Here is a 19841-nt window from a genome sequence, read left to right as displayed (position 1 = left end):
ACGCAGGTTTGATCGGAACTTGAGAAATTGATAATTAACGTGTTGGCAAGCCCGCTTATCAGGCGTAGGAGGAACGGCGATATCCTTTGTCGCAGCGGAAAGCCGCAGGCAGCCTCATGAACCGCATCATTCCCCTCATCCTGGCAGTCGCTCTCTTCATGGAGCAGATGGACTCCACCGTCATCGCCACTTCGCTTCCGGCAATTGCCGCCGACCTTCATGTCGGGCCGATCACGCTCAAGCTCGCATTGACGGCCTATATGGTGGCGCTGGCGATCTTCATTCCCATCAGCGGCTGGATGGCTGACAAATACGGCGCGAAGAAAATCTTCCGGTTCGCCATCGGCGTCTTCGTGGTGGGGTCGATCTGCTGCGCGGTGTCGTCCTCGGTGTTCGAATTCGTGCTCTCGCGTTTCCTGCAGGGCATGGGCGGGGCGATGATGACGCCCGTCGGCCGCCTCGTGCTTTTGCGCACGACCAAGCGCAGCGAACTCGTCTCCGCCATGGCGCTGCTGACAATTCCGGGGCTGGTGGGGCCGCTGACCGGCCCGCCCATCGGCGGCTTCATCACCACCTATTTTTCATGGCACTGGATTTTCCTGATCAATGTGCCCATCGGCGTCATCGGCATCTGGCTCTCGACGATCTTCCTGCCGGAAATCGAAACCACCAACCCGCCGCCGATGGACGGTAAAGGCTTCGTGCTGTCAGGCATCGCCGCCTCCGGCGTGGTGTTCGGCCTCTCCGTCGTCAGCCTGCCCGCGCTGCCGCCCGCCATCGGCATTGCCTCGACGATCATCGGTTTTATCTGCGGTTTTCTTTATCTGCGCCACGCCGCGCGCCACCCCGCCCCCATTCTGGATTTCCGCATTTTCCAGAACGCGACCTTCCGGGCGGCGTCCGTCGGCGGCACCGTTTTCCGCATTTCCACGGGCGCCATACCCTTCCTGATGCCACTGATGCTGCAGATCGGTTTCGGGCTAAACCCGTTCCAGTCGGGCATGATCACCTTTGCCGGCGCAATCGGCGCGATCACCACCAAGTTCATGGCCAAGCGCGTGTTTGCGGCAACCGGATTCCGCTCGACACTGATCGGGGCCGGCATCGTCGGCGCCTTCACGACGCTCGCCAACAGCTTCTTCACCCCGGAAACGCCCTATCCGCTGATCATGATCTTCCTTGTGACAGCGGGATTTGCCCGGTCCTTCTTCTTCACCGGATCGAATGCGCTCAGCTATTCCGATATCGAGGACAGTCAGGCCAGCCAGGCGACCTCGATGGCGTCGGTGCTGCAGCAGATCAGCCTGGCGCTGGGCGTGGCTTTCGCCGCTTCCATTCTGGAAGTCAGCAGCATGATGTCGGGCACCCATCTGCAGCTCGCCGATTTCCACATCGCCTTCACCATCGTAGCGCTGGTATCGCTGTTCGCCATCGTGCCGATCATCCGCATGGACGGCAATGCGGGGGCGGCCGTCTCCGGCCACCGCGGCAAGGTCTCGCAACCGGCGGAGTGATCAGTCTTCGGAAGCCTCTTCGGCTTCGGACGCGTCGGCCGGCTCGCTCCTGCGACCCTTGAAGTGCTTGGCAAGCAGGAACATTTCCACCGATTCCGAGCGGGAGGACGCCGGCTTGATGTGCAGAACCTGCTTGAAGTTCTTCTTCAGCATGTCGAGCAATGCCTTTTCCGTGCCGCCCTGGAAGGTCTTGGCAAGGAAATGGCCGCCTTCCGCCAGCACCTGAACGGCAAAATCGGCCGCGACTTCGCACAGATGCATGGTGCGGATGTGGTCAGTCTTCTGGTGGCCGGTGGTCGGCGCGGCCATGTCCGACAGCACCAGATCGGGCGTGCCGCCAACGGCTTCCATCAGCTTTTCCGGCGCGCTCGGGTCGAGGAAGTCGAGCTGCAGGATTTTCACACCGGGAATGGGATCGATCTCAAGGAAATCGATGGCCGCGACGCGGATATCGTCCTCGGTCGAATCCGTCACCTTGGAGGCGATCTGCGACCAGCTGCCGGGTGCGGCGCCAAGGTCGATGATGCGGCGCGCGCCCTTCAGAATCTGGTGCTTGTCGTTGATTTCCAGGAGCTTGAAGGCGGCGCGGGCGCGATAGCCCTCAAGTCTGGCGCGCTGCACATAGGGGTCGTTGATATGACGTTCCAGCCAGCGGCGCGACGAGGCCTTGAGCTTGGTCTTCTTGACCTTCTGGCCGATCTTGCGGCCGGTGCGGTTGTTGCTTGTCGGCGCCTTGCTCATGTCAAACCTTCCGTCCTGTCCTGCCGTGTCATCTGCATGCGCCGAATGCGGTTGCGCCGCCATGCGCCGTCATCCGCCATCATATCCGTCAAAAGGCCTTCGCGCAGACCGCGATCCGCCACGCGCATGCGGCGTGCCGGCCAGCGGCGGCGAATGGCCTCGAGGATGGCGCAGCCGGCCAGAACCAGATCGGCCCTGTCAGGCCCGATGCAGGCATTGGCGGCGCGGCCCGCGAAATCCCAGGCCAGAAGCTTGTCCTGCATCGCCGTCACCTCGGCGTCCGACAGCCACAGGCCATCCACCTTGCGGCGATCGTATCGTGGCAGATCGAGATGGACGCCGGCAAGCGTCGTCACCGTGCCCGAGGTTCCGATCAGATGAAAATCCTCGTGATGGGTTTGCGGCGCGAGAGGCGGGCAATGGAAGGCATCGAGCAGCCCTTCGACTTCCCGCACCATGGCGGCGAAGACGTCCGGCGTCACATCGCGGCCGCCATGGCGTTCCGAGAGCGTGACGACACCAACCGGCAACGAGGTCCAGTGGGTGATGTGGTTGGCGAGCCGGTTCGAGCGGTTTTCCCCGACCTTGATGACGGCGATTTCCGACGATCCGCCGCCGATATCGAACAGCACGACCGAACGCGCCTCACGCCCGACGAGGGAGGCGCAGCCGGACACCGCAAGGCGGGCTTCCGTCTCGCGGCTGATGATTTCGAGCTTCAGGCCCGTTTCCCGCGTCACACGCGCCAGAAATTCCTCGCCATTCGACGCAGCCCGGCAGGCCTCGGTGGCGATGAGCCGCATGCGCCTGATCGGGCGACCGGAGAGTTTCGCGGAGCAGACTTTCAACGCCTCGACCGCTCGATCCATGGCGTCGTCGGAGAGCCGGCCGCTCGACACCAGCCCCTCGCCCAGCCGGACGATGCGCGAAAAGGCATCAACGACCCGGAACTGGCCGGGCCGCGTCGGCTGCGCGATCAGAAGCCGGCAATTATTGGTGCCGAGATCGAGCGCGGCATACATATCCGCCGGCGGCTCCTGGCCATGCTCATGCTGGCGGCCTGCGTGACGGGCGGGGTAGTTCGGATTGCCGGTGCGGTTCCTGCCCGGCCCCATTGGCGCGGCCATTCTGCTTGCCGACATGTTTCGGCGCATGGGTGGGAACCAGCGGACGGCCCTGTGGATCGCGGCCGCGCGGATCGCGGTGACCACGCTTGCGGTGGCGCGACTTTCGCCCTGCGCCCGGTGGCACGGAGGATGGATTGGCAGCATCTGTTGCGGCTGGAGCCTGCGCCTGCGCGCCTGAAGCTGCTGCAACCTGCTGAGACGCGCCTTTGCCGCGAGAGCGCCTGCGGCGCTTTCTCTTGCGCGGCTCGGCATCCGGCTCAAGAGCCGATACATAGGAGGAACCGGCCGGAACATCCGCGGCAACATCATGCGACAGCACAACAGCGTCACGGGGCTGACCGTCACGCTTGTGTTTCTTGCCACGACGGGATCGCTTCGCTTTCCCTTTGTTCGCCACCGACGCCCCTTGTTCCGACGGCTTTGGGCCGTTTCCGGGGTCGATCACTGTCTTGTCCATTTCGCCGCGCACAAGCGTAGACGCTATGCTGCTGGCTTTCATAAGGTTTCGTTGGGCGGACAATACCAGCGCAAGCGATTTTAGCCAAATGGTTTTTGCCGGACGGCGTGTGGCAAAGGCTCACACGTCACCAAGGTTGCGTGGGGACCACCATGGACATGACGATAATTTTGAGGATTTTCGGAAATCGGCAGCGGCCTGCGCGGATCGGGCTGGATAAAATATTCCCCTCTCCCGGAAAGTCCTTGTGACGCATAACTTACCGGGAGAGGGGAATGGTACGGTTGAGTGGGGTCGAACCACCGACCTCAGGTGCCACAAACCTGCGCTCTAACCAACTGAGCTACAACCGCACATGAAACGCCGAAGCGGCGTCACGGGGGGTGACATAAAAGGTGTTTTCCCCATTTGCAAGTGCCTCTTCGAATTTTGCGAAAAAAGGCTGAGAAAGGCAAGTGCTTTTCAATGGGCCGGGCTGACATAAAGAGGCCGCAGCGGCCTGTTGATGTTAACTCTATTTGGCGATTCATCCGGCGGATGGTGGACCGGACCGCGCTGTGAAGTTATTTAAAATTCTGTTAACGTGATGCCTCGGCGGGTTTACGTTTAGAGCTTCATGAGGAAGCTGAAAAGCCCGCAAGGTCCGGTAGTGCCAGAATAGGTTTCGACATGCCCGCCGTCCAGTATCCCTTTATCGATATCGCAGTGCATGAACGGGTGCGTGAAGGTTTCGGGCGCGGCGCGGCCATGGCGTTGTTCTCGCTCGACCTTAAAAACGCCCTTTGGGCCAATGGCCGGGGTGCGGCGCTGTTCGGCACGCCGATGGTCTACGATTTTCTGGAACAGGGCCCGAAACCGCAGGACGTGACCTTCCGGCAACTGGCGGCCACGGCGGCGCGGCTTTCCAAAGCGGGCGACAGCCTGCCGTTTACCATTCGCATCACGTCCGGCTTCCGCAGCCTTGCCGTTACGGCGCGCGCGGAAATCATCGAGGCCGAACCCGGCCAGCCCGCCATCCTGTTTTCCGCCCTTACCGATCAGGCCGCACCCGACACGGCGGAATGCGCCCGGCGCATGATCGAAGGTTTCGATGACCCCGATATCCATATGGCGGTCCTGAACGGCGAGAACGAGATTGTCGCCGCCTCACCCGGCTTTTCGTCGCTCGGCATCACGCCGCATACCGCACGGACACTGGTGAAAATGGCAGCCGGGCAGTCCGGCCATCTCGTCAAGCGGCCGGTGCCGACCGGCAAGGGTTACCTGCCCGCCGCCACCGGCCAGATTGCGGCATCGCCCGAACTGAACCTGATGTTCGTGGTCGAAACCGCGCTGGGCACACTCGATCCCGTCAATGGTTTCGCAGAAGACAGGCCGCAGGAAACGCCAGCCGCCGCCGAGCCCGCCCTGCCGGTTGCGGAGGTCGCGCCGGTTGCCGCTGCAACCTCCTTCGATTCCGTGCTCGATGCCGTCGCGGGAATCGAGGATTTGGAAGAGGTTCAGGAACTGCCGGCCGATCCCGAAGAGGAAGTGGCAGCGCAGCAGGATGAGAACAGCCTTCTCTCATTGTCGGAAAACGCAGCGGAGACCCCGGCGGCGCTTTCCGTGCAGGACGCCGACGCCGCGGCACATGTGGCGATGACCGACGACATCGCCGATCTTTTCGAACTCGATGAGGATGAAGCGGAGGCTATTCTAACCGAGCGCGCAGTCGCCGATGCCCCCGCCGAAGAGACCCGGGCCGAAGAAAACGCAGTCGCTGACGATGAAATCGTTGAAACCGCGCCCTCAGACGCTGCTCCTGCGGCGGATGAGGAGATAACGGCGGAGGCGGAGACCGAGGAAACGGACATCGGCGCTGGCGCAGAAGCGCAGCCTTTTGTTTTCAATGCCGGTGCGCGCGCTTCCCGTTTCGTCTGGAAAATCGATGCGGAAGGGCGCTTCAGTTCGATCTCGCATGAATTTGCAGAGGCTGTGGGCGCCAAGGCGGCTGCCGTGGAAGGCATGGGCTTTGCCGATGTCGCGGCCCTGTTCAATCTCGATCCCGACGGCAAAATCCGCGAGCTTCTCGGCCGTCGCGACACATGGTCGGGCAAGACGATCTACTGGCCGGTGGAAGGCACATCGCTGATGGTGCCGATCGATCTCGCCGCCCTGCCCACCTATACGCGCTCGCGCGAATTCGACGGTTTCCGCGGTTTCGGCATCGTGCGGCTTGCCGATGCCGCCGAAGATCCGCATGCCACCGGCCTGACCTTCCTCAACGGCGAAGAGGCCGATCCGGCGGAAGCCCTGCCGCAGCCCGCCATCGAGGATGAAAGCCACGAATTGCTGGCCTTTATCGATGAAGATGACGAGGCAGGCGAAGATTCCGATTCCATCGCTGAAGATGCGGTCCCGGTAACGGAGGCCGATGCGGCGGATGATGCATCGGACGTGGTTTCGGCCGAAGAACAACACCATGATTATACTCCGCCGGAATTCGAAGCGCCGGTTGCAACGCCCGCGCTGGAGCCGGCCTATTCCGACAAGGTCGTCCATCTGGAGGAGCGCCGCTCGCGCTCCCGCGAGGGGCTGACCGCAGGCGAGCAGGCTGCCTTCCGCGAAATCGGCCGGGCCCTGGCGCCGGCGGATGCTGCTTCCGAAGAAGACCGGGAAACGGAGGCGGAGGCCATTTCCGCTGAGCCGATCATGCAGGATATTCAGCAGGATATCGATGCGGATGTTTCGGAGAGCGCGCCCTCCGATACGGAAAATGACGACCAGAAAACCGAACCGGCGGAGGAAGACGATCTTTTCGCCGATTATGTTCGTGGCGAGCAGCCTGCGGCCATTCGCGCGCCGGCGGATGAAAGCGGTTCCGACGAAAAGCAGGAGCCTGCGGCTGACGAGCGGCCGGCTGCCGATATAGCCGCTGCCATGGTCAGCCCGTCCGTTCGTCCCGCGAATGCCTTGACGGCCGAGACGCTGGACCAGATGCCCGTGGCGCTTCTGGTGCATGCCGGCGACAGGCTGATCCACGCCAATCCGGATTTCCTGCGATTGACGGGCTATGGCTCTCTCGCCGAACTCGAAGAGGTGGGCGGTCTGGAAGCGCTGCTGCAGCGGCAGGAGCTGGAGGAGATGCCGGACAACGAAGGCGGCATGGTGGTCGTCAGCGCCGAAAACGACATCATTCCCGTCAAGGCGCGGTTGCAGTCCATTCGCTGGGAAGAAACCAAGGCGCTGATGCTGTCGCTGGTGCCGCTTGAGGAAAAGCAGACGCCTGTTGCGGCCGCCAACGAAAATATTGCTGCCGGCGATGCCGAAAATGCGGAAGCAGGCAGCCTCTCCCTGCTGCAGGGCGAAGTGGAGGAGCTGCATTCCATTCTGGAAACGGCCACCGACGGCGTGGTGCTTCTGGGAGACGAAGGCGAAATCCGCTCGCTCAACCGTTCCGCCAGCGCGCTGTTCAACTATGACAATGGTGAAATCGCCGGCAAGCCTTTCGTCACCCTCTTTGCCCATGAGAGCCAGCGCGCCGTGCTGGATTATCTTTCCGGCCTTGCCAATAACGGTGTCGCCAGCGTGCTGAACGACGGCCGCGAAGTGATCGGCCGCGAAGCGTCCGGCGGCTTCCTGCCGCTGTTCATGACCATCGGCCGGCTGAAATCCTCGCATGGCTATTGCGCGGTGATCCGCGACATCACCCAGTGGAAGCGCACGGAAGAAGAACTGCGCAACGCCAAGCGGGCGGCGGAAACCGCCAATGCCCACAAGACCGACTTCCTTGCGCGCGTCAGCCATGAAATCCGCACGCCGCTCAATGCCATCATCGGCTTTGCCGACATGATGGCGACCGAACGTTTCGGGCCGATAGGCCATCCGCGTTATGTGGAATATGCCAATGATATCGGCCGCTCCGGCCGGCATGTGCTCGACATCGTCAATGATCTGCTCGATATTTCCAAGATCGAGGCCGGGCAGATGGATGTGGATTTCGTCGCCGTGCCGCTCAACGAAACGGTGGCCGAGGCGGTCTCACTGGTGCAGCCGCAGGCCAACAACCAGCGCGTCATCATCCGCACCGCTCTTGCGCAATCCGTGCCGCAGATCGTCGCCGACCTGCGCTCGATCAAGCAGATCGTGCTGAACATCCTGTCGAACGCCATCCGCTTCACCCCCTCGGGCGGCCAGATCGTGGTGTCCACCGCCTATGAGGCCAATGGCAGCGTAACGCTGCGCATTCGCGACACCGGCATCGGCATGACCCGGGCGGAACTGGAACAGGCCATGAAGCCGTTCCGGCAGGTGGCCTCCTCCGGCAAACGTGTGCGTGGCGACGGCACCGGGCTCGGCCTGCCGCTGACCAAGGCGATGGTGGACGCCAACCGGGCGAATTTCTCCATCACCTCCACGCCGAATGAAGGCACGCTGGTGGAAATCACCTTTCCGTCGCAGCGGGTTCTTGCCAACTGAGGCCATGCGGGCGTAGCAATGCGGAAGCCGCCGGCACGATGGTCGCCGGTTGAGGCCTTTGCACGACAGTAGACTGGCATGTCCATGACGGTTTCCCTTCCGGCAACAAGACGCTTCTCGGTGTTGCCCATCACGGCGGTCATCGTCGCGGCCATTGCCGCCATGCCCATTCTGGCAATTTTCTGGCTGGCGCTCACCGGCAGCACGGAAGGATGGCAGCATCTTCTCGCCAATGTCCTGCCGCGCGCCGGGTTTCGCACCTTCCTGCTCTTGGGGATGACGGCCGCGACGACGGCATTCTTCGGCATCGTCTGCGCCTGGCTTGTCACCACATTCGAATTTCCGCTGCGGCGGTTATTGTCCGCGGCACTCGTCCTGCCGCTCGCCATCCCCTCCTATCTCGCCGCCTATGCCTTCGGTGAGTTCCTCGATTTCACCGGCCCGGTACAGAGCGCGTTGCGCGCCGCTTTCGGTTATCACAGCATCCGCGATTACTGGTTTCCGGACATACGCTCGCTCGGCGGTGCGGTGGTGGTTCTAAGTTCGGTCCTCTATCCTTACGTTTATCTCTCGGCCCGTGCCGCCTTTTCCATGCAGGGGCGGTTTGCGGCCGAAGCGGCCCGCACGCTTGGCGCAAAACCGCTGAATGTGTTCTTCTCCGTGCAATTGCCGATGGCCCGGCCTGCCATCGCCATCGGGCTTTCTCTGGTCCTGATGGAAACGCTGAACGATATCGGCGCGGTTGAATATCTCGGCGTCCAGACGCTGACCTTCACCATTTACGAAACCTGGCTCAATCGCGGCAATCTCGCCAATGCGACGCAGATCGCAGCCGTCATCCTCGTCATCGTCGGTGCGCTGATCGTCATCGAACGCAATGCGCGGGAAAAACAGCGCTTCGGCGCGCCGAAGGCGACAAGCATGGCGCAGCGCCACCGGCTGAAGGCGCTCAATGGCTGGCGGCGCTGGGGTGCGAGCCTTTTCTGCTTCGTTCCCGTGGCGAGCGGTTTTTTCATTCCCGTCATCGTGCTGGGCGGTTACGCCGCCAGGAGGCTCGATGCGCTGTTTGCGCCGAAGCTTCTCAAAGCACTCGGGCACAGTCTCGAAGTCTCGCTTTCCGCCGCCTTCGTGACGCTGATAGCCGCTTTCGTGTTTTCCTATGCCATCCGCACCGAGCGCTCGCGCAGCTCGAAGGTGGCCGCCCGCTTCGGTTCCATGGGCTATGGCGTGCCGGGAACCGTGCTCGCCATCGGGGTGCTCATTCCGCTGGCCAGCCTCGACAATGGCGTCGATGGCTTCATCCGCGCACATTTCGGTTTTTCCACCGGGCTGCTGCTCTCCGGCACCGCCTTCGCCATCATTTACGCCCATGCCGTGCGCTTCATGACCATGGCGGAAGGCACGCTCGATGCCGGTTTCCAGAAGCTTTCGCCGCATATCGACATGGCCTCGCGGACGCTTGGGCGCAACCGGGCGCAGACGCTGTTCAAGGTGCTGTTGCCGAACATGCGGCCCGCGGCGCTGACGGCTTTTCTGCTCGTCCTGATCGAATCCATGAAGGAACTGCCGGCCACCATCCTGCTCCGGCCTTTCGGTTTCAACACGCTGGCCACGCTGGTTTATGAGGATGCGTCGCGCTCAAGGGTGCAGGATGCGGCCGTGCCGGCGATCATCATCATCATTGCCGGGCTTATTCCCGTGCTTCTCGTCTCGAAATCGATGGATCATCCGGAAAACCGCTGAATGGCAAGGGCCTTTGCGGCAAAAAGAAAGGCGGCCTTGCGGCCGCCTGGATGAGTTGTGCTTTTCAACGAGAGAAAGGGGGACAATCTCGCCAGATGGAAATTATCAGTCCCGGCTATCAAAAATTTGACGGCCCTGCGTTGGGTTTACTTTCCGCCAACTCCTATTAACAAGCGGTTAAAACCAAAATCGATCAATTACCGACGAAAATTCCTATTCTGAGACCGTAAAGCGCCGAAACTAAATTAACAGTTTCTACTTTTCTCGCGATTTCAACAGTAACGCGTAAAAATCGACGCAGGATATTCGATCAGTTCCGCGCCGCCGCATGTTCGTCCCGCATCCGCTGCAATTCGGTGCGTTTGGAAGCGATGGAGGCAACAATCACGCCGATGGTGACAAGCCCGATCAGGATCGTGCAGATCGCGTTGATTTCCGGCGTCACGCCGAGACGAACCTGCGAATAAATCTTGATCGGCAGCGTGGTTGCGCCGGGGCCGGTGGCGAAGCTGGCGATCACCAGATCGTCCAGCGACAGGGTGAAGGCCAGCATCCAGCCGGCAATGACCGCGGGGAAGATGAGCGGCAGGGTGATGCGGAAGAAGGTCTTGACCGGCGGGCAGCCGAGATCGAGCGCGGCTTCCTCGAGACTGCGATCGAAGGTGAGGAGCCGCGACTGCACGACGATCGCCACGTAACACATGGTGAAAGTCGTATGGGCGATAACCACCGTCCAGAAACCGCGATCCACCCCGACGGCCACGAAGAGCAGCAGCAGCGACAGGCCGGTGATGACCTCCGGCATGACGAGCGGCGCGTAGATCATGCCGGAAAACAGCACCCGGCCCGGAAACCGCGCGAACCGCGTCAGCGACAGCGCCGCCAGCGTTCCGAGAATGGTGCCGATGGTGGCGCTGAGGATGCCGACACGCAGCGTCACCCAGGCTGCATCCATCAGCCCCTCATTCGACCACATGGAACGGTACCATTGCAGCGAAAAGCCGCCCCAGACGGTAACGAGCTTCGAGGCGTTGAAGGAATAAACGATCAGGATGATGATCGGGATATAAAGAAAGGCAAAACCGAGGGTGAGGACGGTGATGTCGAATTTTCCGCGCTTCATGGCCTCACCCCACCTTCTTCTGCTGGTTCTGGAAGATGGCGATGGGCACCACCAGCAACAGCAGCAGCAGCACGGCGACGGCGGACGCCAGGGGCCAGTCGCGGTTGCCGAAGAATTCCGTCCACAGCGTCTTGCCGATCATCAGCGTCTGGGCGCCGCCCAAGAGATCGGGGATGACGAATTCCCCTGTTATCGGAATGAAGCAGATCATCGAGCCGGCCACCACGCCCGGCAGCGACAGCGGGAAGGTGATCTTCCAGAAGGCCTTCCATGGCGGGCAGCCGAGATCGGCCGCCGCTTCCAGCAGCGTATTGTCGAGCTTTTCCAGCGCCGAATAGAGCGGAAGCACCATGAAGGGCAGATAGGAATAAACGATGCCGATGAAGATCGCCGTCTCGGTGCGGAAGATATTGACCTGCTGGTCCGGCCCGAGAAGTCCGAGCCATTGGAACAGCACCGTCAGCAGGCCTTCCGGCTTCAGAATGCCGATCCAGGCATAAACGCGGATCAGAAACGAGGTCCAGAACGGCAGGATCACCAGCATCACCAGCGTCGGGCGAATGGAAGACGGCGCGCGCGCCATGGCCAGCGCCATGGGATAACCGATCAGGAGCAGCAGGAAGGTGGAGATGAAGGCGATGCGCAGCGATGACAGATAGGCATCGATGTAGAGCGGGTCTTCCGTCAGGAAGAGGTAGTTCTCGAAATCCAGTTCGGAGAAGAACGCGCCGAGCTTCGAAAATCCCTCGAAGACCGGCGTATAGGGCGGCATGGAGATCGCCGTATCCGACAGCGAGATTTTGAAGATGATGAAAAACGGTGCTGCGAAGAACAGCAGCAGCCAGAAATAGGGAACCGCGACGACCAGCCAGCGCCAGGGGCTTTGCCGGTTTTCGGGAGTGGTGATCGCCATCGAAGCCTCCCTCAGCGCGTCAGGACGAGGCCGGAATCCGGCTTCCAGTTCAGCCACACCATATCGCCGAAGGTGATCGGGCGATCGACGAGACGCGAAACATTCGCCTGCGCGGCGCGAATGACGCGGCCGTCGGCAAGCTTGACGATGAAGACCGAGAAGTCGCCGAGATAACCTATATCCCAGACTTCGCCATAGGCGGAATTGACGCTGCTGTCGGCGGGCTGGTCGAGCGAGATGCGGACCTTTTCCGGGCGGATGGCGAAAGCCACCTGACTGCCGGTCGCAGCGGCGCATTCCTGCTCCACCGCCACCTTCAGCCCTTCGCAATCCAGCGTCACCAGACCGGGCTTGCCGATATCGGAAGCATTGGCGACGACAGTGGCGTCGAAAATATTGATATCGCCGATGAAGTCCGCCACGTAGCGGCTGTTCGGCGCTTCATAGATCTCGGCCGGCGTCGCCACCTGCACGACATTGCCCTTGTCCATGACAGCGATGCGGTCCGAGACCGTCATCGCTTCTTCCTGATCGTGGGTGACGATGAGGAAGGTGAGACCGAGATTGGTCTGGATGTCCATCAGTTCGAATTGCGTTTCCTCGCGCAGCTTCTTGTCGAGCGCGCCGAGCGGTTCATCCAGCAGAAGCACCTTGGGCCGCTTGGCAAGCGAGCGGGCGAGCGCCACGCGCTGCCGCTGGCCGCCGGAAAGCTGGCTGGGCTTGCGTTTGGCGAATTCACTGAGCTTGACGAGCCGCAGCATTTCCTCGACGCGCGAGGCGATTTCCGCTTTTGGCAGGCCGTCCTGTTCGAGCCCGAAGGCGATGTTCTTTTCCACCGACATATGCGGGAAAAGCGCATAGGACTGGAACATCATGTTGGTGGGGCGCTTATAGGGCGGCACGCCGGAAATATCCTTGCCCTGCAGCAGGATGCGGCCCTCGGTCGGTTCCTCGAAACCGGCCAGCATGCGCATCAGCGTGGTCTTGCCGCAGCCGGAGGGACCGAGCAGCGAGAAGAATTCGCGTTCATAGATATCGAGCGTCAGATTGTTGACGGCGACGAAATCGCCAAAACGTTTGGTGACGTTTTCAAAGCGGATGAAGGGAACCGCATCGGGGTTGTCCCACGGGCTGAATTTGCGTTTGACCGGCCCCAGAGTTTTCGCCATTCACCCTACCCTCAAATCCCGTTGGTCTTTCGATCCGATGCTTCGGGGCGGGCGACACCGGCAGGTAACGGGACCTGCCGGCAAAGGATCAGAGGAACAGGCCCGCCGGCCGTTCCTCAACCAGCGGGCGGAAGTGTCAGCTGCCGGTCTTTATCTGCGTCCAGACGCGGTTCAGGACGCGCTGTTCCTTCGGTCCGTAGGGCGAGATGGTGAAGAGCTTCTTCAGCGTCTCGGCATCGGGATAGACCGCCGGGTTCTTGGCGACGGCCTCATCCATCAGCGCCTGCGAAGCGAGGTTGCCATTCGCATACTGAACATAGTTGGAGGCCTTGGCGATGACTTCCGGCCGCATCAGATAGTTGATGAAGGCGTGGGCTTCCTCGACATTCTTGGCATCCGCCGGGATGGCAAGGTTGTCGAACCACATATAGGTGCCTTCCTTCGGGATGACGTAGTTCACCTCGACACCGTTCTTGGCTTCCTCGGCGCGGCTCTTCGCCTGCAGGATATCGCCCGACCAGCCGATGGTGATGCAGCTATCGCCATTCGCCAGTTCATCGATATAGGCGGAGGAGTTGAAGGTCTTCACATAGGGGCGGATCTTCATGTAGACGTCGCCGCCCGCCTCGAGATCGGCGGTTTCCTTGCTATCCGGATTCTTGCCGAGATAGTTCATGGCGATGGCGAAGGTCTCGTCCGACGCATCGAGAATATTGATGCCGCAGGATTTCAGCTTTTCGGCATTTTCCGGCTTGAAGAGAATATCCCAGCTATCGACCGGCACATCGCCGAGAGCAGCCTTCACCTTGGCGACGTTGTAACCGATGCCGGTGGTGCCCCACATGTAGTTCACGGCATATTCGTTGCCGGGATCGTATTTCGCCAGACGCTCGGAAACCTCGGGCCACATGTTCTTCAGATTCGGCAACTTGGACTTGTCGAGTTTCTGGAACACGCCGGCATTGATCTGGCGGGCGAGGAAGGGCCCGGTCGGCACCACGACATCATAACCGGAGCTGCCAGCCAGAAGCTTGGTTTCCACAAGCTCGTTGCTGTCGAAAACGTCATAGACGACCTTGATGCCGGTTTCCTTGGTGAAATCGGCAAGGATCGATCTGTCGATATAATCCGACCAGTTATAGACGTGGACGACCTTCTCCTGGGCCATTGCCGAGCCTGCTGCAACGAGCGCGGTGGTGAGAGCCAAGGTCAGGCGGAGAGAACGGTTTTTCATGATGTCTCCTGTTAACGCATCCTCACGACGGGAGCGTGATCCCCTTTTTGGGAGAGACTAGAAAGGAAAACAGAAGGGAGCAAGCGGGAAATGTGCAGCACAGCATTTTCAACCAAATGTGTTCCGGCCGGGAAAAAGCGAATGGAAACACCTACTGGAAGTCGAAAACACTGAGGCCGGTGACCATTTCATCGAGCCCGAGCGGCCGCGTCAGCGGCGCTTCCGCCCGCGACAGACAGCCCTGCCTTTCGCACAGCCGGCACGAAGGGCCGACGGCGACGGGCGCAGCACCCGAAGCGGCGGGGCCATAGACGGTCTCTCCGGCCTGGGCGAAATCGCAGCCGAGAAGCACCGCCGTGCGCCTCACTCTTTCCCCGAAACCCGCCTGCGGACCTTCCAGCGTGCGCGACACTGTGAGGAAAGCGTCGCCATCCGGCATCTCCACCGCTTCGACCAGCACCTGTCCCGGCTGGGCGAAAGCGGCATGGATGTTGAGACGCGGACAGAGGCCGCCAAAACGCGCCCTTGGAAAACCGCCGGCCCCCGCAAGGCGGAAACGGTTGCCGGCATTGTCGATTTCCATCAGGAAAAACGGGATCGCCGCGGCTGACGGCCGTTGCAGGCTGACGAGGCGGTTGGCTGCCTGTTCGAAAGAAACGTTGAAGCGCGACCGCAAAACCTCGAGATCGTATTTCGCCCGCTGGGCGGCGCTCAGGAATGCGCCATAGGGCATCATCAACGCATGGGCGGCGTAACGCGCCAGTTCGAAGCGGGCGATGCGCCTTGCCTCCTCCCCTTTCAGGCCGAGCCCTTCAAGCTCCGTGCCGATTTCTTCGCGAAGCGCCAGAAGACAGGTCTCCATCGCCATTTCCCGCAATTGGTCCGGCTGCGACAGGCGTTCGGATAAAAACAGCCGCATCGAATGGCGGTCATAACGCCGCCTGAGGTTCGGCATGGCATGAACCGGCAGGGTGCGAACCACGATGCCGTGGTTTTTCTGAAGCCATGCACGAAGGCCGGAGGCGAGATCGTCGCCCGCCGACAGGTGTTTGTGAAGTTCTTCCGCCGCCGCGTCGATGGCATGGAAATAGGCCGGCCGGTCTTCAAAGACGTGGCGCACCTCGTCAATCGGCAGGCGCGTGGAGGAGAGCGCCGTCTCGTGCCCTTCCCGCGCCAGAAGATCGGAAAGATCGGAAAGGCGCTGCGCCTGCTCCCTGTAGGCCCGGTAAAGCTTGAGGACACCGCTTGCCGCATTGGGCGCGGCATCGGCAACCTCGATCAGCTCCTGCGGCGACGGCACTTCACCGGCAAGCAGCGGATCGGCGAAGACCTCGCGCAGCTGCCCGGCGGAACCGGCGCTTTCGCCCTGCAGGTCGTCCAGATCGACCTTGTAGACGGAGGCAAGCTTCAAAAGCAGCTGCACCGTCAGCGGTCGCTGGTTGCGCTCGATGAGATTGAGATAGGACGGCGAAATCGCTAGCGCCTCGGCCATGGCCGTCTGCGTCAACCCAAGACCGTTGCGAATGCGGCGCACGCGCGGGCCTGCAAAAATCTTGTTTTCCGACACCGCCTCACCTCCCCGTGCCTGCGAATCATACAAACCTGTTACAAACTTTGCAGGCAAAAGACTTTTACAAAATTTACAATTTTACAGCCCCACCCTGTCATGCACCCTACAGGATAACCTCTTTCAAGTCACTGTTTTTATGTTTGTTCTGGCGCTCAAATCTCGAAAAATGTAAATGTAGTCACATCAAACGGCGCCATATGATGTTGAAGACGGCCCGTTACGGAAACCGCATTTATCATGGGAGAGAGAAGTATGACGGATTTTTACAAACTTGTTCCGGGTGCTGCGCAGGGACGTTTCGATGGCATCGAGCGCACCTACACCGCTGCCGACGTGGAGCGGCTGCGCGGCTCCGTCGAAATCCGCCATTCGCTGGCCGAAATGGGCGCGAACCGGCTGTGGAAGCTGATCAACGAGGAGAATTTCGTCAATGCGCTCGGCGCGCTCTCCGGTAACCAGGCCATGCAGATGGTTCGCGCCGGGCTGAAGGCGATCTATCTGTCCGGCTGGCAGGTTGCGGCGGATGCCAACACGGCGTCGGCCATGTATCCGGACCAGTCGCTTTATCCGGCCAATGCCGCACCGGAACTCGCAAAGCGCATCAACCGCACCCTGCAGCGCGCCGACCAGATCGAGACGGCGGAAGGCAAGGGCCTTTCGGTCGACACCTGGTTCGCGCCGATCGTCGCTGATGCGGAGGCCGGTTTCGGCGGGCCGCTCAACGCCTTCGAAATCATGAAGGCCTTTATCGAGGCAGGTGCTGCGGGTGTTCACTATGAGGACCAGCTGGCATCGGAAAAGAAATGCGGCCATCTCGGCGGCAAGGTTCTGATCCCGACGGCGGCGCATATCCGCAACCTGACGGCAGCAAGACTTGCAGCCGACGTCATGGGTGTACCGACGCTGGTTATCGCCCGCACGGATGCGGAAGCCGCCAAGCTTCTGACCTCCGACATCGACGAGCGCGACCGTCCCTTCGTGGATTACGATGCCGGCCGCACCGTCGAAGGCTTCTATCAGGTCAAGAACGGCCTTGAGCCCTGCATCGCCCGCGCCGTTGCCTATGCGCCCTATTGCGACCTGATCTGGTGCGAAACATCCAAGCCGGATCTCGAACAGGCGCGCAGGTTTGCGGAAGGCGTGCACAAGGTGCATCCGGGCAAGAAGCTCGCTTACAATTGCTCGCCGTCGTTCAACTGGAAAAAGAACCTCGACGACGCAACGATTGCCAAGTTCCAGCGGGAACTCGGCGCGATGGGCTACAAGTTCCAGTTCATTACGCTCGCCGGTTTCCACCAGCTGAATTTCGGCATGTTCGAACTGGCACGCGGTTACAAGGACCGGCAGATGGCGGCCTATTCCGAGCTTCAGGAAGCGGAATTCGCGGCCGAGGCCAATGGTTACACCGCCACCAAGCACCAGCGCGAAGTCGGCACCGGCTATTTCGACGCCGTGTCTCTGGCGATCTCGGGCGGCACATCGTCCACGACAGCCATGAAGGAATCCACCGAGCACGACCAGTTCCGCCCGGCGGCCGAATAAAATCGAAAAACTGCCCTTCCCGGTGACGGGAAGGGCTTGCAAACCGGATCAAGAACCCCAACCAATAATGAGAGGAGAAATGCCATGAATGCCCATAACCCCATCAAGACTCACGTCAAGGAACGCGCCGAGGAGCAGTCCTCCGCCATGACGCAGGATCAGCAGGCCGCCATCCGCATGCTGGCCAACGATCTGCACCGCCTCAACCAGGCCGTCATGAAAGCCGTCGAGGCCGGTGTTTCCGTCGAGCTGGTCCGCTCGGCCCGCCACCATGGCGGCGGCGGCAACTGGGGGGATCTGCTTATCCCGGTCATCGTCGCGCAGGGGCGTGACGCCGCCTGAAACGAAAGACCGGAACATCATAACGATGCTCCGGTCTTCAATGCAAAAATCCGGAGTGGCGGCCTCAGAAGCTCGCCGATACGGAAACGCCGATGCTTACATTAACGCCCATTGCCTCTGCATTGCCCTGCAATTCAGGCGCATACGGAGCGAAGGAGGCAATTTGCGTCAAGGGAATGGGATTTAGAATAGTTGGAGATTCCCAAGCCAATTGCATCGCTACGCCTCCGATGAGCTTATCCCAACCGGCGATTTTTGTATCGGAAGCCGTTGGCACATAGGCTCCCACGGCTTTGGAGAGCTGTTCAGCCACAACCAAGGCAAGTGCCTTGCTTACGCCCGCATAGAAGATTTTTACAGCCTCTTCCGGTGTTCCTGCTGCTGACATCGCATTTACATATGACGCTGAAATTATCATGGCGGCCTCAACCTAAAGGAGTTAAATTTACAAAAGCAACCTATGGCTATTCAGGTGCATATGCAACTATAAATTATTCAACAAAAATTATGCAATCAAAGGTAATTGAAGCTATGAGGGGCGGCTTTTGCGCCCGGCATATAGATCGGAATGGCTCTTGATCAGACGGGTCATCCGATCCGCCACCGTCCTGATATCGCGGCGGTGGCGATCGTCATTGTTCATGACGATCCATTGATTGTGGCGAAGACTCTCCAGTTCTTCGCCTTCCCGAGTGAGCCGCGCATCCGCATCGCCCACGAAACAGGGAAGCACCGCCACCCCCGCCCCGGCCAGCACCAGATCGAGAAGCGCCGTCGGCCGGTTCACCGTTACCACGATCCCGTTGTTACGATTTTCGTGCGGCCAGCGTAGATAGGTTGAAATGGCGTTTTCCTCCGCCACCGCCAGCCACCGATCAGCAACGGAAGTAGCGGCGTTGCGCAGCCTGTAGGGCGCATAGGCCACCTCCCCTGTCTTGATGGCGGCCAGGTTCTTTTCCTGCGGCTCGAAAGCGCGGATGCCGATATCGTTTTCGCGATGGGCCAGAGACGCCCTCTGTTCGGCAATGAAAAGGTCGATGCGGAAATCGTCGCGGTCGGTGCAGATGGCGGAGAAATTCCCGGTCAGCAGCCAGGCGTTCCAGGTGCCGACGGCAATGCGCACGACAGACGAGGCCGACGACGCCTTCTGCCATCCCTCGATGTCCCTTGCCGCATTCTCCATCGCCTGAAGCCGGTCGAACAGCGTACGGCCGTCTGCGGTCAGGGTGTATCCCGTCTGGCTGCGCTGGAACAGCGCCTTGCCGATACGCTCCTCCAGCTCGACCATGCGCCGCCCGATGGTGGCCGGGCTCAAACCCGTCAATGCGGCAGCACCCGTCAGGCCACCGCTGCGTGACACATCGAGGAAAAGCTGATAGGAATCCCAGGTGACGTTTTTCATGGATGAAAAATGTAGCGCATTTTCTTGCGCAGATAAATCAAAAAACGGCGTGCATCATGGCCCTCCGCATTGGAAGGAGAGCGACATGCACGCGATTTTTGCAGCCCGCATTATCATCGAAAACCAGCAGCCGCGCGCACGGCGCGAAGCCATTCTGCAGGAAGAGAAATTTTATGCCGATATGGCCGAGGCATCTCGGCCGTGGCGGCTTTTCAGCGCGCTTATGAGCCGGATGAGGGGGAAGAGCCGCAGATCAGTGAAAGAGAGCGATCAGGGCTGCCAGAGCACCGGCTGCGATGAGGCTCAGGCGAAAGGCCAGATGACGGCTCTCGTTGTCAGTGCGGGCGATGGCAATGGCGCGAGGGCGGCGATGTGCGGATCTGTTCATGCGCGGGTTCCTGACGAAAAACTCAACCGACCCATGCCCTGTTGAGGGGCCTCCAGCAGGACATCATGTGCAGCGGGATCATTGAGCGATCCGGCTTTGCTGGCATTTGGTCAGGATG

General features: G+C 60.8%; 14 protein-coding genes, 1 tRNA gene and 1 pseudogene. 6 read left to right on the top strand and 10 right to left on the bottom strand.

The annotated features are described in order from the left end of the window. The first annotated feature begins 116 nt into the window (after positions 1 to 116). Positions 117 to 1514 carry an MDR family MFS transporter gene (locus O3W47_RS18970; protein WP_127756342.1) on the top strand — a complete coding sequence of 466 codons (1398 nt, stop codon included), beginning with the start codon at positions 117 to 119 and terminating at the stop codon, positions 1512 to 1514. Here the strand turns inward: O3W47_RS18970 and O3W47_RS18965 are convergent, their stop codons facing one another. From O3W47_RS18965 to O3W47_RS18955, 3 genes and pseudogenes are all read right to left on the bottom strand, one after another. Further along, positions 1515 to 2255 carry an RlmE family RNA methyltransferase gene (locus O3W47_RS18965; RefSeq protein WP_080817790.1) on the bottom strand — a complete coding sequence of 247 codons (741 nt, stop codon included), beginning with the start codon at positions 2253 to 2255 and terminating at the stop codon, positions 1515 to 1517. Then, positions 2252 to 3881 (bottom strand): annotated as a pseudogene (locus tag O3W47_RS18960) (Ppx/GppA phosphatase family protein). The gene O3W47_RS18965 and the pseudogene O3W47_RS18960 overlap by 4 nt, the downstream one beginning before the upstream one ends. 234 nt (positions 3882 to 4115) lie before the next feature. Next, positions 4116 to 4192 (bottom strand) — tRNA-His (locus O3W47_RS18955). Between the two features lie 316 nt (positions 4193 to 4508). On the opposite strand from O3W47_RS18955, the gene O3W47_RS18950 reads away from it, so the two are divergent. Together O3W47_RS18950 and O3W47_RS18945 are read left to right on the top strand one after the other, a co-directional pair. Beyond that, positions 4509 to 8297, top strand: coding sequence for an ATP-binding protein (locus tag O3W47_RS18950; protein WP_269314374.1), 3789 nt, complete (start codon positions 4509 to 4511; stop codon positions 8295 to 8297). A gap of 78 nt (positions 8298 to 8375) precedes the next feature. After that, a complete protein-coding gene (locus tag O3W47_RS18945; protein ID WP_269314373.1) occupies positions 8376 to 10040 on the top strand; it encodes an ABC transporter permease in 1665 nt (554 codons plus the stop codon). A 310-nt stretch (positions 10041 to 10350) separates the two neighbouring features. On the opposite strand, the gene O3W47_RS18940 is transcribed toward O3W47_RS18945, so the two are convergent. From O3W47_RS18940 to O3W47_RS18920, 5 genes are all read right to left on the bottom strand, one after another. After that, positions 10351 to 11163, bottom strand: a complete 813-nt coding sequence (locus tag O3W47_RS18940) for an ABC transporter permease (RefSeq protein WP_065654420.1) — start codon at positions 11161 to 11163, stop codon at positions 10351 to 10353. A 4-nt stretch (positions 11164 to 11167) separates the two neighbouring features. After that, positions 11168 to 12076, bottom strand: coding sequence for an ABC transporter permease subunit (locus O3W47_RS18935; protein ID WP_080817796.1), 909 nt, complete (start codon positions 12074 to 12076; stop codon positions 11168 to 11170). An 11-nt stretch (positions 12077 to 12087) separates the two neighbouring features. After that, positions 12088 to 13245, bottom strand: coding sequence for an ABC transporter ATP-binding protein (locus O3W47_RS18930; protein WP_269314372.1), 1158 nt, complete (start codon positions 13243 to 13245; stop codon positions 12088 to 12090). 136 nt (positions 13246 to 13381) lie between these two features. Beyond that, a complete protein-coding gene (locus tag O3W47_RS18925; RefSeq protein WP_269314371.1) occupies positions 13382 to 14479 on the bottom strand; it encodes a polyamine ABC transporter substrate-binding protein in 1098 nt (365 codons plus the stop codon). A 151-nt stretch (positions 14480 to 14630) separates the two neighbouring features. After that, a complete protein-coding gene (locus O3W47_RS18920; protein ID WP_269314370.1) occupies positions 14631 to 16046 on the bottom strand; it encodes a helix-turn-helix domain-containing protein in 1416 nt (471 codons plus the stop codon). 255 nt (positions 16047 to 16301) lie between these two features. Here O3W47_RS18920 and aceA point away from each other — a divergent pair, with 255 nt between their 5' ends. Beyond that, positions 16302 to 17591, top strand: coding sequence for an isocitrate lyase (gene aceA / locus O3W47_RS18915; RefSeq protein ID WP_137452356.1), 1290 nt, complete (start codon positions 16302 to 16304; stop codon positions 17589 to 17591). Positions 17592 to 17675: 84 nt separating this feature from the next. Continuing rightward, entirely contained in the window at positions 17676 to 17933 is a 258-nt protein-coding gene (locus tag O3W47_RS18910) for an SMc00767 family acetate metabolism repressor (RefSeq protein WP_004432604.1), read from the top strand. A gap of 64 nt (positions 17934 to 17997) precedes the next feature. Here O3W47_RS18910 and O3W47_RS18905 read toward each other — a convergent pair whose 3' ends face one another. Both O3W47_RS18905 and O3W47_RS18900 read right to left on the bottom strand, forming a co-directional pair. Further along, positions 17998 to 18351 (bottom strand): hypothetical protein, encoded by a 354-nt coding sequence (locus O3W47_RS18905; protein WP_269314369.1) that lies wholly within the window; start codon positions 18349 to 18351, stop codon positions 17998 to 18000. A gap of 111 nt (positions 18352 to 18462) precedes the next feature. Beyond that, positions 18463 to 19335 (bottom strand): LysR family transcriptional regulator, encoded by an 873-nt coding sequence (locus O3W47_RS18900; RefSeq protein ID WP_137452357.1) that lies wholly within the window; start codon positions 19333 to 19335, stop codon positions 18463 to 18465. Here O3W47_RS18900 and O3W47_RS18895 point away from each other — a divergent pair. Further along, positions 19322 to 19768 (top strand): hypothetical protein, encoded by a 447-nt coding sequence (locus O3W47_RS18895; protein ID WP_269314368.1) that lies wholly within the window; start codon positions 19322 to 19324, stop codon positions 19766 to 19768. The two genes, O3W47_RS18900 and O3W47_RS18895, sit on opposite strands and share 14 nt — an antisense overlap. Positions 19769 to 19841 lie beyond the last annotated feature (73 nt).

The organism is Agrobacterium sp. LMR679 (genome assembly GCF_027157905.1).
In the GTDB taxonomy this organism is placed as follows: domain Bacteria; phylum Pseudomonadota; class Alphaproteobacteria; order Rhizobiales; family Rhizobiaceae; genus Agrobacterium; species Agrobacterium leguminum.
Note: the sequence above shows the minus strand (reverse complement) of the source record. Positions and strands in the feature narration are given on the sequence as shown.